15 protein-coding genes are annotated in these 14680 nt (G+C 47.1%); all 15 read left to right on the top strand.

Features of this window, described 5'->3' with window-relative positions; translation table 11 throughout:
• The 15 genes from RJ32_RS06085 (at window position 1) to RJ32_RS06015 (ending at window position 14649) form a co-directional block, all read left to right on the top strand.
• Window positions 1–990, top strand: coding sequence for a PhoH family protein (locus RJ32_RS06085; protein ID WP_034820212.1), 990 nt, complete (start codon window positions 1–3; stop codon window positions 988–990).
• On the top strand, window positions 990–1481 hold the full coding sequence (gene ybeY, locus RJ32_RS06080) for an rRNA maturation RNase YbeY (RefSeq protein WP_034820209.1): 492 nt from the start codon (window positions 990–992) through the stop codon (window positions 1479–1481). Before RJ32_RS06085 ends, ybeY begins: the two co-directional genes overlap by 1 nt.
• Window positions 1478–2365 (top strand): CNNM family magnesium/cobalt transport protein CorC, encoded by an 888-nt coding sequence (gene corC, locus RJ32_RS06075; RefSeq protein WP_034820206.1) that lies wholly within the window; start codon window positions 1478–1480, stop codon window positions 2363–2365. The genes ybeY and corC overlap by 4 nt, the downstream gene beginning before the upstream one ends.
• Window positions 2365–3876, top strand: coding sequence for an apolipoprotein N-acyltransferase (lnt, locus tag RJ32_RS06070; protein ID WP_034820203.1), 1512 nt, complete (start codon window positions 2365–2367; stop codon window positions 3874–3876). The genes corC and lnt overlap by 1 nt, the downstream gene beginning before the upstream one ends.
• A gap of 88 nt (window positions 3877–3964) precedes the next feature.
• Window positions 3965–4162: a hypothetical protein gene (locus RJ32_RS06065; protein ID WP_034820200.1), complete on the top strand. Its 198-nt coding sequence runs from the start codon at window positions 3965–3967 to the stop codon at window positions 4160–4162.
• Window positions 4163–4198: 36 nt separating this feature from the next.
• The gene (gene leuS / locus RJ32_RS06060; RefSeq protein WP_034820197.1) at window positions 4199–6775 is read left to right on the top strand and encodes a leucine--tRNA ligase; all 2577 of its coding nucleotides are present in this window, start codon (window positions 4199–4201) and stop codon (window positions 6773–6775) included.
• Between the two features lie 3 nt (window positions 6776–6778).
• Window positions 6779–7264 carry an LPS assembly lipoprotein LptE gene (gene lptE, locus RJ32_RS06055; RefSeq protein ID WP_034820194.1) on the top strand — a complete coding sequence of 162 codons (486 nt, stop codon included), beginning with the start codon at window positions 6779–6781 and terminating at the stop codon, window positions 7262–7264.
• A gap of 12 nt (window positions 7265–7276) precedes the next feature.
• The gene (gene holA, locus RJ32_RS06050; RefSeq protein ID WP_034820191.1) at window positions 7277–8359 is read left to right on the top strand and encodes a DNA polymerase III subunit delta; all 1083 of its coding nucleotides are present in this window, start codon (window positions 7277–7279) and stop codon (window positions 8357–8359) included.
• Entirely contained in the window at window positions 8356–8985 is a 630-nt protein-coding gene (gene nadD, locus RJ32_RS06045) for a nicotinate-nucleotide adenylyltransferase (RefSeq protein WP_034820188.1), read from the top strand. The genes holA and nadD overlap by 4 nt, the downstream gene beginning before the upstream one ends.
• 63 nt (window positions 8986–9048) lie before the next feature.
• The gene (gene rsfS / locus RJ32_RS06040; RefSeq protein ID WP_011234202.1) at window positions 9049–9366 is read left to right on the top strand and encodes a ribosome silencing factor; all 318 of its coding nucleotides are present in this window, start codon (window positions 9049–9051) and stop codon (window positions 9364–9366) included.
• A 3-nt stretch (window positions 9367–9369) separates the two neighbouring features.
• Window positions 9370–9840 (top strand): 23S rRNA (pseudouridine(1915)-N(3))-methyltransferase RlmH, encoded by a 471-nt coding sequence (gene rlmH / locus RJ32_RS06035; protein WP_034820185.1) that lies wholly within the window; start codon window positions 9370–9372, stop codon window positions 9838–9840.
• Between the two features lie 8 nt (window positions 9841–9848).
• A complete protein-coding gene (gene mrdA / locus RJ32_RS06030) occupies window positions 9849–11744 on the top strand; it encodes a penicillin-binding protein 2 (protein ID WP_034820182.1) in 1896 nt (631 codons plus the stop codon).
• Window positions 11731–12849, top strand: a complete 1119-nt coding sequence (gene rodA, locus RJ32_RS06025) for a rod shape-determining protein RodA (protein ID WP_034820179.1) — start codon at window positions 11731–11733, stop codon at window positions 12847–12849. The genes mrdA and rodA overlap by 14 nt, the downstream gene beginning before the upstream one ends.
• Window positions 12850–12863: 14 nt before the next feature.
• A complete protein-coding gene (gene mltB / locus RJ32_RS06020) occupies window positions 12864–13835 on the top strand; it encodes a lytic murein transglycosylase B (protein WP_034820177.1) in 972 nt (323 codons plus the stop codon).
• Window positions 13822–14649, top strand: coding sequence for a septal ring lytic transglycosylase RlpA family protein (locus RJ32_RS06015; protein ID WP_034820174.1), 828 nt, complete (start codon window positions 13822–13824; stop codon window positions 14647–14649). The genes mltB and RJ32_RS06015 overlap by 14 nt, the downstream gene beginning before the upstream one ends.
• The last annotated feature ends 31 nt before the right edge of the window (window positions 14650–14680 follow it).

Genomic DNA, 14680 nt, shown 5'->3' with positions numbered 1-14680 from the left:
TTGAGTCCACAAACACAGACACTTGATTTTGAACTAGAGCCGGCGGATTCACGTCGGCTTTCCAATCTCTGCGGCCCTTTAGACGAAAACCTGAAGCATGTAGAGCGTCGCCTGGGCGTTGAAATAACGCACCGCGGTCATCAATTTCAACTGATAGGCCACGCTGCCAGCGTTGCAGCCGTGCACAAATTGTTGCTCGACCTCTACGTTGAAACCGCAACCGTAAAAGGCAAAGAAGGCCAAATTGAACCCGAACAAGTGCACCTGGCTATTCAACAGGCAAAAGTTCTTGAGCAAAGCAACGATCAAGGCGACCCTGCCGCTGAAAAAATGACTCACATTAAAACCAAACGCGGCTTAATTAAGCCTCGGAATCATAATCAGGCTGGTTATGTTCGCGCCATTCTGGCTCATGATGTGAATTTTGGTATTGGACCGGCCGGTACCGGTAAAACTTATCTGGCGGTAGCTTGTGCAGTAGATGCATTGGAACGTCAGGAAGTGCGCCGTATTCTATTGACTCGACCGGCAGTGGAAGCGGGTGAAAAACTCGGTTTCTTACCGGGAGACTTAGCTCAGAAAGTAGACCCCTATTTGCGCCCTCTTTATGACGCTTTATTCGAAATGCTCGGCTTTGAAAAAGTTGAAAAACTCATTGAACGCAACGTTATTGAAGTGGCTCCGCTGGCTTACATGCGCGGACGTACGCTGAATGACGCCTTCATAATCCTAGATGAAAGCCAGAATACCACTTGTGAACAGATGAAAATGTTCCTGACCCGTATTGGTTTTAATTCACGAGCTGTTATTACCGGCGACATCACTCAGGTTGATTTACCCCGGGGCCAACGCTCAGGATTAAGGCATGCTATTGAGGTGCTGAATAAAGTCACGGACATCAGCTTTACCTTCTTTCAGGCCGGTGATGTCGTACGCCACCCCGTAGTGCAGCGTATCGTTCAAGCCTACGAGGAATTTGATAAAAACTAATGGCTGATTTAACACTGGATTATCAACTGGCTGACGGTATTACTAATGCTCCAGAGGAAAACGCTGTTCATAACTGGGTCTCGGCCACTCTGGATTACCTGAAAAAAGATGATAAAGCGGTTGAGCTAACGGTGCGCATTGCTGCATCAGAAGAAGCTCAGCAGCTTAATAATGAGTTCCGCAATAAAGATTACGCCACCAATGTTTTGTCTTTCCCATTCAATAGCCCGGTAGAATTACCCGTCACTTTGTTAGGTGATTTGGTTATCTGTCAGAGCGTCGTTGAACGTGAAGCTGAAGAGCAACAAAAGTCAGCCATCGACCACTGGACGCATATGGTGATACACGGTACTCTCCACCTATTAGGTTACGATCATATTGAAGACGACGAAGCCGAAGAAATGGAACAAATTGAACGTAACATCTTAGCGAGTCTGGGAATATCAGACCCGTATCAAACCGCAGACAACATGGAGCTTAACACTCAATGAGCGACGACAACCCCCACTCAGCCAACGGCTCATCGGGAAAATCCTGGGCAGCGAGACTGCTGCAAGCATTCGCTGGTGAGCCGAAAAGCAGAGAAGAACTCGTCGATTTGATTCAGGACGCCGAAGACCGCGACCTGATAGACAACGATACCAGAGAAATGATTGAAGGCGTGCTCGACGTCGCTGAACTTAAAGTCCGTGACATTATGATCCCGCGCTCACAAATGGTCACCATTGATATCCACCAAGGTGTAGACGAATTCCTGCCTATCGTTATCGATTCTCAACACAGTCGTTACCCGGTTGTTACTGACAATAAAGATCACGTTGAGGGTATTCTGTTAGCAAAGGATTTGCTCAGCTACGGCTTTAATATGACCGATGAAGCCTTTTCACTGGACAAAGTTATGCGCCCGGCGGTTATTGTTCCGGAGAGTAAGCGCGTTGACGTATTGCTCAAAGAGTTCCGTTCCAACCGCTATCATATGGCGATTGTCGTTGATGAATACGGCGGAGTGTCTGGTCTGGTCACTATTGAAGACATTCTGGAAGAAATAGTTGGCGAAATTGAAGACGAAACTGATGCTCATGGTAACGACGAAAAGACCAATATTCGTCGTCTTAGCCCAAGCCGTTATTCGATAAAAGCTTTAACTACCATTGAAGATTTTAACCAATACTTTGACACCAACTTCAGTGATGAAGAACACGATACCGTTGGTGGCCTGGTCGCACACGGCTTTGGCCATTTACCGCAGGCAGGTGAAGAAGTGACGCTTGGCAACATGACCTTCCGGGTCACTAATGCAGATAAAAGACGTATTCAGCAACTGCAAGTCAGTCTCGACTCTGATACCGACACCTCGCCGGAGTCTGCACAGTAATGATGAAGCATTCAGGAAGCGTTACGCGCTCTTTGCTATTAGTGATTTGCGGCGCTCTCCTGACGCTGTCTTATTCACCTTTTCACTGGCATTGGCTGCCGTTTATCATACTGCCTATAGTGGTAAGACTGATATGGCCCCTCGCCCCTAAACGTGCATTCAGAGCGGGCTTTGTCTTCGGCATGGGTTGGTTCGGTGCTGGTTTAAGCTGGATTTACGTTAGCATCGATCAATATGGTGGTGTTCCGGTTCCGGTTACGCTGCTTTTATTAGTGTTGTTGTTTGCTTATTTAGCGCTGTTTCCTGCAATTGCATTTTGGTGTTGGCAAAGGCTCTCTCACCGAAAGTTTGCCTGGCGCTTCAGTCTGCCTTTCTTCTGGCTTATTGCTGAGCTGCTCAGAGGCTGGCTCTTCACCGGCTTCCCATGGCTGAGCCTGGGTTACAGTCAAACCGATGGCATTTTCGGCGGACTGGCTCCGGTTATAGGTGAAACGGGTATTACAGTAGCACTTTGGTTTACTGCTATTACCATGGTGCTGGCGTTCAGGTTCAAAAAACCAGCGTCGCTTTTAATTCCGCTTATTTTTCTCACTTGCGCTGTCGTATTTCCTAAAATACAACCCACAGAGAGAAAAATGGAGTCCATGTCGGTACTGCTGGTTCAGGGCAACATTCAACAATCTTTAAAATGGCAGGCCGAACAGCAATGGCCAAATATTTTGCGTTATCTGGATTTAACCCGCCCCAAGTTTAATCACGACCTGGTTATTTGGCCGGAATCCGCGATAACCGCGCTTGAGCCTTATGCCAGTGATGTCCTCAATACGGTAGAACAGTCCGCGAGTATGAACGACTCAGCCTTAGTTACCGGCATTATTGATTACGACAGACTCAACGATGATTTTTACAACTCCGTTATTGTACTGGACGACGACAGCTACAATTATGGCAACGCTAACCGTTACCAAAAACACCAACTGCTGCCAATTGGCGAGTTTGTGCCTTTTGAAGACCTTTTACGTCCGCTGGCTCCGCTATTTAATCTACCTATGTCGTCATTTAGCCGGGGGGGATATCAACAGCCTAACCTCAAGGCCAACGGTAGCAATCTGGCCATGGCTATATGCTATGAAATAGCCTTTGCGGGTCAAGTTCGCAGCAATACCTACGACGATACCGATTATCTCGTGACCATAAGCAATGATACCTGGTTTGGTGATTCACACGGTCCCTGGCAACACATGCAAATAGCGCGAATGCGTGCAATGGAGCTTGGTAAGCCTTTGTTACGGGCGACGAATAATGGCGTTACAGCAGCTGTAGACGAACATGGTCAATATATAGAACTGGCTCCACAGTTTACGGCAACGGCGTTATCAGCAGATGTTTACCCGGTTAGTGGTTCAACATTCTTTAATAAAATTGGTAACTGGGGAGCTGTAATTCTGGCTCTGTTTGGCCTGTTACCTGTAATCGCTACAAAACGTACTAAGAAACGCGCTCAGACATAGTCATTAGGCGTGAAAATCAGTACACTATAAAGGCTTAGCAGAACTATTCTGTTGCTGTTCTTTTCCATTTTTTCACAGGGATCTCATTATGGAAAATATATTTGACGCCATTCTTTTTGCTGTGCTTATTGCTGCAGGCGGTCTGGGAGTAACTTCCTGGCTCATGCTGTTCGCCATTGATAAGTCTGAACCTGCCGAAGTCAAACAACGCGCTGTTTTTGAAAACGTTTTTTTTGGTCTGGCCGGCATCGTCGTTGTACTGCTTATGTGGTACGCAATTAGCTAAACCGATATTTAAATTCAAACGGAATCAGCAGGAATTATGCAAGAACAATACAACCCGAGCAAAATCGAATCTGCCATGCAAAAACGCTGGCAGGAACAAGACGTATTTACGGCAAAAGAACAGCCGGGCAAAGACAAGTTCTACTGCCTGTCCATGTTCCCCTACCCCAGCGGCAAACTGCATATGGGGCATGTTCGTAACTATACTTTAGGTGATGTCATTAGCCGTCATCAGCGTATGCTCGGAAAAAATGTTATGCAACCTATGGGCTGGGATGCCTTTGGGCTTCCTGCTGAAAATGCCGCTATACAGAATAAAACGGCACCGGCAAAATGGACTTATCAGAATATCGATTATATGCGCGAGCAGTTAAAAAGCTTAGGTTTTGGCTACGACTGGAACCGTGAACTGGCAACTTGCTCGCCGGATTATTATCGCTGGGAGCAGTGGTTCTTCACTAAGCTTTATGAAAAAGGCCTGGTTTATAAGAAGAATGCGACGGTTAACTGGGATCCGGTAGACCAGACCGTGTTAGCCAATGAGCAAGTCATTGACGGGCGCGGCTGGCGTTCCGGCGCTAAAGTCGAGCAGAAAGAAATTCCTCAGTGGTTTATTAAAATAACCGATTACGCTGAAGAGCTGTTAGACGATTTGGATCAGCTTGATGGTTGGCCAGAACAGGTCAAAGCTATGCAGCGTAACTGGATCGGCCGCTCAGAAGGTGTCGAAATTGACTTTAACGTCGCCTCTTCGGAGCAGACCTTACGCGTTTATACCACCCGTCCGGATACGCTTTACGGCGTTACCTACATGGGCGTTGCGGCACAGCATCCTTTAGCTACGGAAGCCGCCAAAACGAACCCTGAGCTGGCTAAATTCATTGAAGAGTGCAAAAACAGCAAAGTTGCAGAAGCTGATATTGCCACCATGGAAAAGCTGGGCATGGACACCGGTATTAAAGCCGTTCACCCAATGACCGGCGAAGAAATTCCGGTGTGGGTCGCTAACTTTGTTTTAATGGATTACGGTTCCGGCGCTGTTATGGCGGTTCCTGCACATGACCAGCGCGACTGGGAGTTCGCAACGAAATACCAGTTGGAAATTCGGCCTGTAATTGAACCTCTTAGTGGCGATAGTGACATTGAAAAAGCAGCCATTACTGAGAAAGGCACCGTTATTAACTCGGGGCCATATAACGGTATGAGCTCGGCACAGGCCTTTGACGCAATTGCAACCGAACTAAAAGAGAAAAACATTGGTGAGCGTAAAGTAAACTACCGTTTGCGCGACTGGGGGGTATCTCGTCAGCGTTACTGGGGAACCCCAATTCCGATGCTGAATCTGGAAAATGGCGAGTCCGTGCCCGTTCCGGAAGATCAGCTACCGGTTAAACTGCCTGAAGATGTCGTTATGGACGGTGTGAATTCACCGATAAAATCTGACCCTGAATGGCGTAAAACCGAATATAACGGCCAGCCGGCAGAACACGAAACGGATACCTTCGACACCTTTATGGAGTCATCGTGGTACTACGCCCGTTACTGCAGCGCACAAACTGATGATGCCATGCTGGATCCGGAAAAAGCGAACTATTGGCTACCGGTTGATCAGTATATTGGTGGTATTGAGCACGCCATTTTGCATTTGTTGTACGCTCGCTTTTTCCATAAATTATTGCGCGACACCGGCTTAGTGGAGTCTGACGAGCCATTCAAACGTCTGCTGTGTCAGGGCATGGTACTGGCAGACAGCTATTACCGCGAAGATGAAAAAGGCGGCAAACAATGGGTGTCGCCTCTTGATGTTGACATTGAGCGTGATGAAAAAGGCGCCATTGCCGGCGCTAAACATAAACAAGACGGCCAACCGGTTAATATCGGCGGCATGAGCAAAATGTCAAAGTCTAAGAATAACGGCATTGACCCGCAAATCATGGTTGAACGTTATGGCGCGGATACCGTGCGCTTATTTATGATGTTTGCCGCACCACCGGAAATGACGCTGGAGTGGTCAGACTCTGGTGTTGAAGGTGCGCAACGCTTTTTACGCCGTTTGTGGAAACTGACTTACGACTTAAATAACGCCGGTGGCGCTTGCTCAGGTCAGAACTTAAATGCAAACCAAAAGCAGCTGCGCCGCGAGTTACATAAAACCATCGCCAAAGTCAGCGATGACATGGGACGCCGCCAGCACTTTAATACAGCAATAGCAGCCATTATGGAGTTGCTTAACCACTTACAAAAAGCACCGCTGGAAAGCGAGGCCGACCGTCAAGTATTAGCTGAGTCTATCGATGCTATGGTGCGTATGCTTGCGCCTATTACGCCGCATATCTGTGAGCAGTTATGGCAGGAACTGGGCCATCAGGGGCCGCTGTCTTTTGCTGACTGGCCAACCGTTGATGAAAGTGCGTTAGTTGAAGACGAAAAACTGATTGTGGTGCAAATTAATGGCAAGGTTCGGGCTAAATTAACCGTACCAGCCGATGCTTCCGCAGAACAAGTTGAGCAAATTGCTTTTGATGAAGAAGCCGTGCAAAAACATACTGAGGGCAAAGAAGTTCGTAAGAAAATCTACGTGCCCGGAAAAATTCTCAATATTGTTGTCGGATAACCTATGCGCGTAGCCTTTAACCTTTTACTCACCCTGCTGCTGATAGCCACTCTTAACGGATGTGGCTTTCAACTGCGCGGAAACTACCAGCTACCAGAAACGCTGCAGTCTGTTTCTCTGCAAAGCCAGGTTTCAAAAGAATTAAGTGAGCATATGAAGCAGCGCTTTATTCATTCAGGGATCAAGGTCTCTAAAGCGGAACAGCCTGTTGTCGTTCGGCTTCTTTCAGATAAGTTAGAACGAAGAACACTGTCGTTGTTTGAAAGTGGTCAGGTTGCGGAATACGAGCTTCTGTATCAGGTCAATTATCAGTTGTTCAACAATGAAAAGCTGCTACTTGAGCGAACGGTAGAGGTGGCGCGGGACTATCAGGACGACCCTAACTTCGTATTGGCTAAAACCCGCGAACGTGAAATGCTGGTTGATGAAATGAGAGCCGAAGCGTCACGCCTTATTTTGCAACAAATCATCTCCGAAATGTCGGAATAGAACTCTTAGCCAATGCAAACTATCTACCCTGAAAAGCTTGAACCTTACTTGCAACAGAATGGGGTTCCCCCTGTCCTGCTTGTGTTTGGTGACGACCTTTTACTCAGGAATGACGCCCTAGCCAGCATTCGAAAAGGCTTAGCCAGTGATGACCTCGAACGAGTGCATTGGTTACAAAGTAAAGACTTCGACTGGCAGCAACTGTCTGCAGGTGAGCAGTCAATGAGCCTGTTTGGCAATATGCGGCTGATTGAGCTGGAATTACCCGAAAACAAACCCGGTCGGGACGGTTCTGCCGCATTGACCGAGTACGCAAAAAATCAGGCCGAGAGTGAAATTCTGGTTGTTATTGGTGACCGGTTAAAAAAGGAAACCCAGAACAGTCGCTGGTTTAAAGCACTGGCAGAGCGCGGCCCCCTGGTTCGCACCCAAAGCCCGGATAAGTCACAGTTACCCGCCTTTATTCACCAGCGTGCTCAGCGTTACCAACTCACTCTCGCCGCGGGTGTTCCGGAAAAGTTATCAGACTGGTTTGAAGGAAACTTACTTGCTCTGGATCAGGAACTTAGTAAGTGGCAATTGCTGAGCAACGATGGCGTCATTACGGAAGACTTTCTGAAAACCTCCATTGATGATGTCAGCCGCTTTAGCGTGTTTGCCTTGCAGGAAAGTATCCAGCAACAAGATTTTGAAGGTGCGTTGCATCGGCTGGAGCGTTTACTAGACGAAGAAAATGACTTTCACAGGCTTATCTGGATTTTGCAGCGCGAAGTGCAACTGCTAACAGCATTGCAAAAAGCTAAGCAGACACAAACCGATACAAACGCACTTTTCCGTCAATTTATGATTTGGCCTAATCAACAACCGGGTTATCACCAGCGCGCAAATCAATTGAGTCAGCAAACTCTATTGAGTGCACAGCAGTTGATTGAGAGAATAGAAGCGGCGCTTAAGCTTGATAGCGGCGAATCCCCTCTTATACTCACGACTCATCTACTCAGTTTACTTTGCTGTAATAACGCCGACGCCATTAATGACGGACTTTCGGTGTTTAATCACGGCATTGAACCGAACGAAAAATTTATTCAGCTATGATACGAGCAATTTTTGGCGGCACTTTCGACCCTATTCATAACGGGCACCTGGAAACGGCAGCCGCTCTGATAAAAGAGCTCGACATTTCCACTTTAGCGCTGATGCCAAGCGCGGTACCGCCACATCGCCCGCAACCAGATGCCAGCCCTGAGCAGCGGCTGGACATGGTTAAGCTTGCATCTCAACAACATACGGCTTTCACCGTCGAGGACTGGGAGTTAAGACAGGACAGACCGTCCTTTACCGCCAATACATTAAGTGAATTTAAAACCCAGTTTCCTGATGACACCCTACTTTTTGTGATGGGGATGGATTCATTAATGAGTCTTCACCGCTGGCATCAGTGGCACCAGCTTATTGAGAACGCTCACCTTGTCGTGATGCCAAGAGCCGGGGTTCCTTTTAACCCTCAGGATGACGAGTTGAAAGCGTTTATTTCAGCGCACATGACCCGCGATAGAAACGCCTTGAATAAACAACGCCAGGGGCTGCTTTATATTGCAGAAACTCCAATGGTCGATGTTTCCGCCACTGAACTCCGGAAACAACTTCAGCAACGTGAAAAAAACCTGCCACTGCCTTCCAATGTTTATGACTATATAAGACAACATCAGCTGTATTTGTAACTGAACACTTTTACTAATTTCTGTTAAACTTCGGGTTTTAATCCTTAAATCGGAGAAAATCTTTTGCAGGCAGAAGAATTGCGTGAATTTGTCATTGATAAAATCGATGATCTTAAAGGTCGTGACGTTCAAATTTTAGATGTTCATGATAAAACGGACGTTGTTGATTACATGATCATCTGCTCTGGCAGCTCGAAAACGCATGTAAGAAGCATTGCTGAACATGTGGCTACGGAAGCAAAACATGCTGGCACGCCACCTATTGGCGTAGAAGGTGGAGAACAGTCGGAATGGGTTTTAGTTGATCTTGGTGATGTTGTTATACATGTAATGCAGGACAGCATCCGCGACTTCTATCAATTAGAAAAACTCTGGGGCTAATCAGTGCAAATTCAATTACTCGCCGTTGGCACAAAAATGCCCGCGTGGGTTACTGAAGGCTTCAACGAATATAAAAAACGGTTCCCGACGGATTGTAAGTTAGTGCTGCATGAAATAGCGGCTCAAAAGCGAACGCGTAAAGCAGATTTAAACCGCGTTATGCAACAAGAAGGTAAATCGCTGCTGCAAGCAATACCCAAAGGGAACCGAATTGTCACTTTAGAGGTCACAGGTCAGGCCTGGGACACGCCTAAGCTTGCTCAGCAATTAGAGAAGTGGCAAATGGACGGCAGAGATGTCACTCTATTAATCGGCGGGCCTGAGGGCCTTTCTGATGAATGCCTGGCGGCAGCTGAGCAACGCTGGTCTTTGTCTAAATTAACATTGCCCCATCCGGTGGTCAGGTTAATCGTCGCAGAAAGTCTTTACCGGGCATGGAGCCTGAATAACAATCATCCGTACCATAGAGAATAAGAATAATAATGCGTCACCGCACCCACATACGTGATCATGATTCCGAAGCGGCCGTTTTTGGACGACGCGTGCTTGTTGCTATGGTGATTGTTGTGGCGGTTTTTATAGCTCTGGCATCGAACATGTATCACTTGCAGGTAAGTGAACACAATGAGCTTCAAACGCGCTCTAACGATAATCGGATAAAATTACTTCCCCTGGCGCCGAATCGAGGCTTAATTTATGACCGCAACGGTATTTTGTTAGCGGAAAACACACCAATTTACAGTCTTGATGTTACCCCGGAAGAAATCGGCAACCTTGAGCAGACTCTAAGTCAACTTCAACAGTTGCTCGAATTCCCCGACAGCACTATTGAACGCTTTTACCGAAACCTAAAAAACCAACGGCGTTTTAATAATGTTCCCTTACTTGATGAGCTGAATGAAAAGCAACTCGCGGTTTTTGCAGCTCAACAACATAAGTATCCCGGAGTGAGTATCGAAGCTCGTTTAATCCGGAACTATCCGCATAAAGAGTTACTGACTCATGCCGTAGGTTACGTTGCAAAAATCAACCGTCGTGATGTCGAGAAACTACGTGAAAGCGGCGAGTTACCTAATTACGCCGCCAGCCGGACAATCGGAAAGCTCGGCATCGAAAGATACTACGAGAAAGACCTGCATGGCGAGGTCGGTTATCAGAGTGTTGAGGTTAATAATCGCGGACGTGCGGTAAGAACTCTGAGTATTGAAGCTCCCAAGCCCGGGCAGGATATCGTCTTAGAACTCGACCTTGAGTTGCAAAGAAAAGCTGCCGAGTTACTGGGGGAGCAACGCGGTTCTATTATATTAATGGATGCCACCACCGGTGGGATATTGGCTATGGTAAGCACTCCCAGCTACGATCCAAACTGGTTCGTCAATGGTATTTCCGTTAAGCAATATCAGTCGTTACTGAATTCAACCCAGAGCCCACTGCTTAACCGCGTTACTCAGGGAGCATACCCTCCGGCCTCAACGATTAAACCTCAGATAGGTTTACTTGGATTAGAAGATGGCACCATTGAAGAAGATACTCGCATATGGGACCCCGGCTGGTTTGAAATAAAAGGCGTTGACCGACGCTATCGCGACTGGCTGGCCTGGGGACACGGTTGGGTTGACGTAGAAAGAGCCATTACTGAAAGCTGTGATACATTTTATTACGATTTAGCTCTGAAACTCGGCGTCGATAAGATATCCGGTTTTATGACCCAGTTTGGTTTTGGCGAAAGAACAGGAATAGACATTCATGAAGAAGTTCCTGCATTGATGCCTTCTCGTGGGTGGAAAAGAGCTCGTTTTGGTCAGCCCTGGTATGCAGGCGAAACGCTCTCTGTTGGTATAGGTCAGAGTTACTGGACCGCAACCCCCATGCAACTGGCAGTTGCAACGGCAATGGTTGCCAATAAAGGCGAGCACCTTATTCCCAGACTGTTGCGCGGAAAAATACAAGATGGCGCATTTGAAGAGGCTTTAATTGCTCATCGCGAAAAATTAACCTTATCCGACAGCAATAATTGGGACGTTATTACCAGGGGAATGCGTAATGTTAATATGGCGCAAAAAGGCACAGCTCATCGAGCATTTAAAGATGCGCCCTACTCCTCAGCTGGAAAAACCGGAACGGCTCAGGTTAGAAGCCTTGGTCAGGAAGAAGAATATAACGCAGAAGATATTGCCGAACGCTATCGCGATAATGCAATGTACGTAGGTTATGCCCCGGCAGACGATCCTAAAGTTGTTGTGGTGGTTGCAATAGAAAACTCTCTAGGGGGTGGCGGGAGTATCGCGGCGCCGGTCGCAAGAAAAATATTAGACGTCTGGCACACCCGGTTTAACAATGGCAAAAAACAGCAGGAAGAAACTAATGCTGACGACTGAAGAACGCCAAAGAAGCCCGCTATTGAAAAAACTACACATTGACGGGCCCCTGCTTATTCCCCTGATAGTACTCTCGATTGTCAGTTTGTTTGTTATTTATAGTGCTGCGGGTCAGGACTTAGAGGTCGTAGAAAGGCAGTCTATACGTATAGGGCTATCGTTTGTCGTGCTTTTTGTGGTTGCACAAATTCCACCGAGAGCTTTGTCCCGGTTCGCCGTTCCCGCGTTTGCCGGCGGTGTCTTGCTGCTCATTGCGGTACTTGTTTTTGGTGAAATGGGCAAAGGTGCACAGCGCTGGCTAGACATAGGTCCTTTGACAATACAGCCCTCGGAGATTATGAAGCTCGCCATGCCTCTTATGCTGGCCTGGTATATGAATCAGCGCCCTATACCACCATCTATTTACCGGTTATTTGGTGCTTTAGTTCTAGTCATTATTCCCACACTACTTATTGCGCGACAGCCTGATTTGGGTACATCGTTATTAGTGGCATGTGCAGGTATTTTCGTTATTTTTCTGGCCGGCCTTAGCTGGAAACTGGTTACCGCAGCAAGTCTTGCAGTAGCAGCATTTACACCAGTTTTGTGGTTTTATCTAATGCACGACTACCAGCGTCAACGAGTACTGACCTTTTTAAATCCCGAACGCGATCCTTTGGGTTCCGGTTACCACATTATCCAGTCAAAAATCGCCATCGGCTCGGGTGGCATTGACGGTAAAGGCTGGCTTCAGGGAACGCAGTCTCAACTCGAGTTTTTACCTGAGCGTCATACCGACTTTATTTTCTCTGTTTTTAGTGAGGAGTTTGGCCTTACCGGAGTTATCCTTTTGCTTGCGCTATATGGCTTTATTATTTTACGGGGCCTGATTATTGCTCTGCAAACACAGGATATCTTTTGTAAGTTACTGGCCGGTTCACTGACACTCACCTTCTTTGTTTATGTGTTTGTAAATATTGGTATGGTTTCAGGACTATTGCCTGTGGTTGGGGTACCATTGCCCTTAATCAGTTATGGTGGCACGTCGATGGTGACGCTTATGGCAGGCTTCGGCATGCTTATGTCTATCGCGACCCACCATCGCTTAGTTATGAAAAATGGCTAAAACAGGGAAACTTTATGCGCACCTTATTTGGATTAGCGTTGCTAACCGCAACAACCAGCTTGTCGGCATATGCTCAGGAGCAAACACCTGAGGTTGAAAAATTTATCCAGCAGCAGGTAAAAGAACACCAACTTGACGAAGCTCAAGTACGTCAATGGCTGTCAGAAGCAGAAAAAAACGACGATGTACTGGAAGCCATTCAGCGCCCATGGGAAGCCAAACCCTGGTATCAATATCATCCTATTTTCTTAACTGAAAAACGCTTAGACGCCGGCGTTAAATTTTGGAAAAAACACCGGGAAACACTTGAGCGCGCAGAAAAAGAATACGGCGTTCCAGCACAAATTATTGTGGCAATAATTGGTGTCGAAACCTTCTATGGCAATTACATGGGCAAATATTCTGTTCTGGATTCACTCTACACTTTAGGTTTCCATTACCCTCCCCGTTCAAGTTTCTTCCGTTCCGAGCTTAGCGAATTCTTTCAGTTAGCAGCTGAAGAAGGTTGGAACGTAGCCGAAGCAAAAGGCTCCTACGCCGGTGCTATGGGGTTCGGTCAGTTTATTTCTTCCAGCTATCGCCATTACGCAGTGGACTTTGATAACGACGGACACAGAGACATCCTGACGAATCCGGTGGACGCTATCGGCAGTGTGGCTAATTATTTTGCTGAACATAAATGGCAGCAAGGCCAACCGGTGGCGCAACCTCTTGGGAACGAACAAGACTGGAAAACTTTAGTCAGCGACGGTATGAAACCCAACACCACACGTTCTGAAATTAAGCGCAAGGGCTATGAACTTCCGCAACACCAGGCGGTTAATGATGACACCAAAGTTAGAGTATTTGAGTTTGAAACAGAAGAAGCTCATGAATACTGGCTGGGATACGACAACTTCTATGTCATTACCCGATATAATCATAGCCCACTGTACGCGATGGCTGTTTATCAGTTTAGCGAGCAATTGAAAAATGAAGTGGAATAATTTATTAACCTTAATACTGAGCGTATTTTTGCTCAGCAGTTGTTCCAGCGGCCCCTCCGGCCGCTACTCTCAACATAAAGACAGTGCTCCGACTCGTTTACCTAATGAGTCGGAGTTACGCAGCGCCGTTCCTGTTCACGAGCCTCTTAGCCCTCAGGGAAACCGGGACTACCGGGTTCTGGGTAATGACTATGAAGTAATGGACAGTGCTGCTGGCTATGTTGAGGAAGGTTATGCTTCCTGGTATGGCAATAAATTTCACGGTCACCTGACGTCCAATGGCGAATACTATGACATGTACAGCATGTCGGCCGCCCATACCCGGCTTCCCCTGCCAACTTACGTAAAAGTTACTAACTTAAACAATGACCGTACAGTCATTGTGCGGGTGAATGACCGGGGCCCCTTCCATTCTGAGCGTATTATCGACTTGTCATTTGCTGCTGCCTATAAACTCGATATGCTGGATAATGGCACCGCCCCGGTCAGAATTGAAGCCATTAACTTAAACACTCCCATGCGCGCAGAAGAGCAGGCTATATCAACGAATCAGTCCAACTATCATATTCAGTTAGCTGCTTCGTCAAATATCGACCGTTTATCGCAGTTAAAACACAACTTACCGCCCAAGTTCCAGGAAATTGCAACTACTGAACAAACTCATGGTCTACATAAACTCATGCTGGGACCGGTTTCTGAAGATGAAAGCCACGATTTACTCGAACAAATACGATCTTCCGGATATCCCGAGGCTTTTCGCGTAAAGGCAGCGCAAAGTCAGACGGATACTCCTGACGCTGTGCAACAGAACTGATATAATCCGGCTTCCTTAAGCACATGATTCA

This window comes from Idiomarina sp. 28-8 (assembly GCF_000320945.2).
GTDB classification, from domain to species: domain Bacteria; phylum Pseudomonadota; class Gammaproteobacteria; order Enterobacterales; family Alteromonadaceae; genus Idiomarina; species Idiomarina loihiensis.
This window is presented reverse-complemented; position numbering and strand designations above follow the sequence as displayed.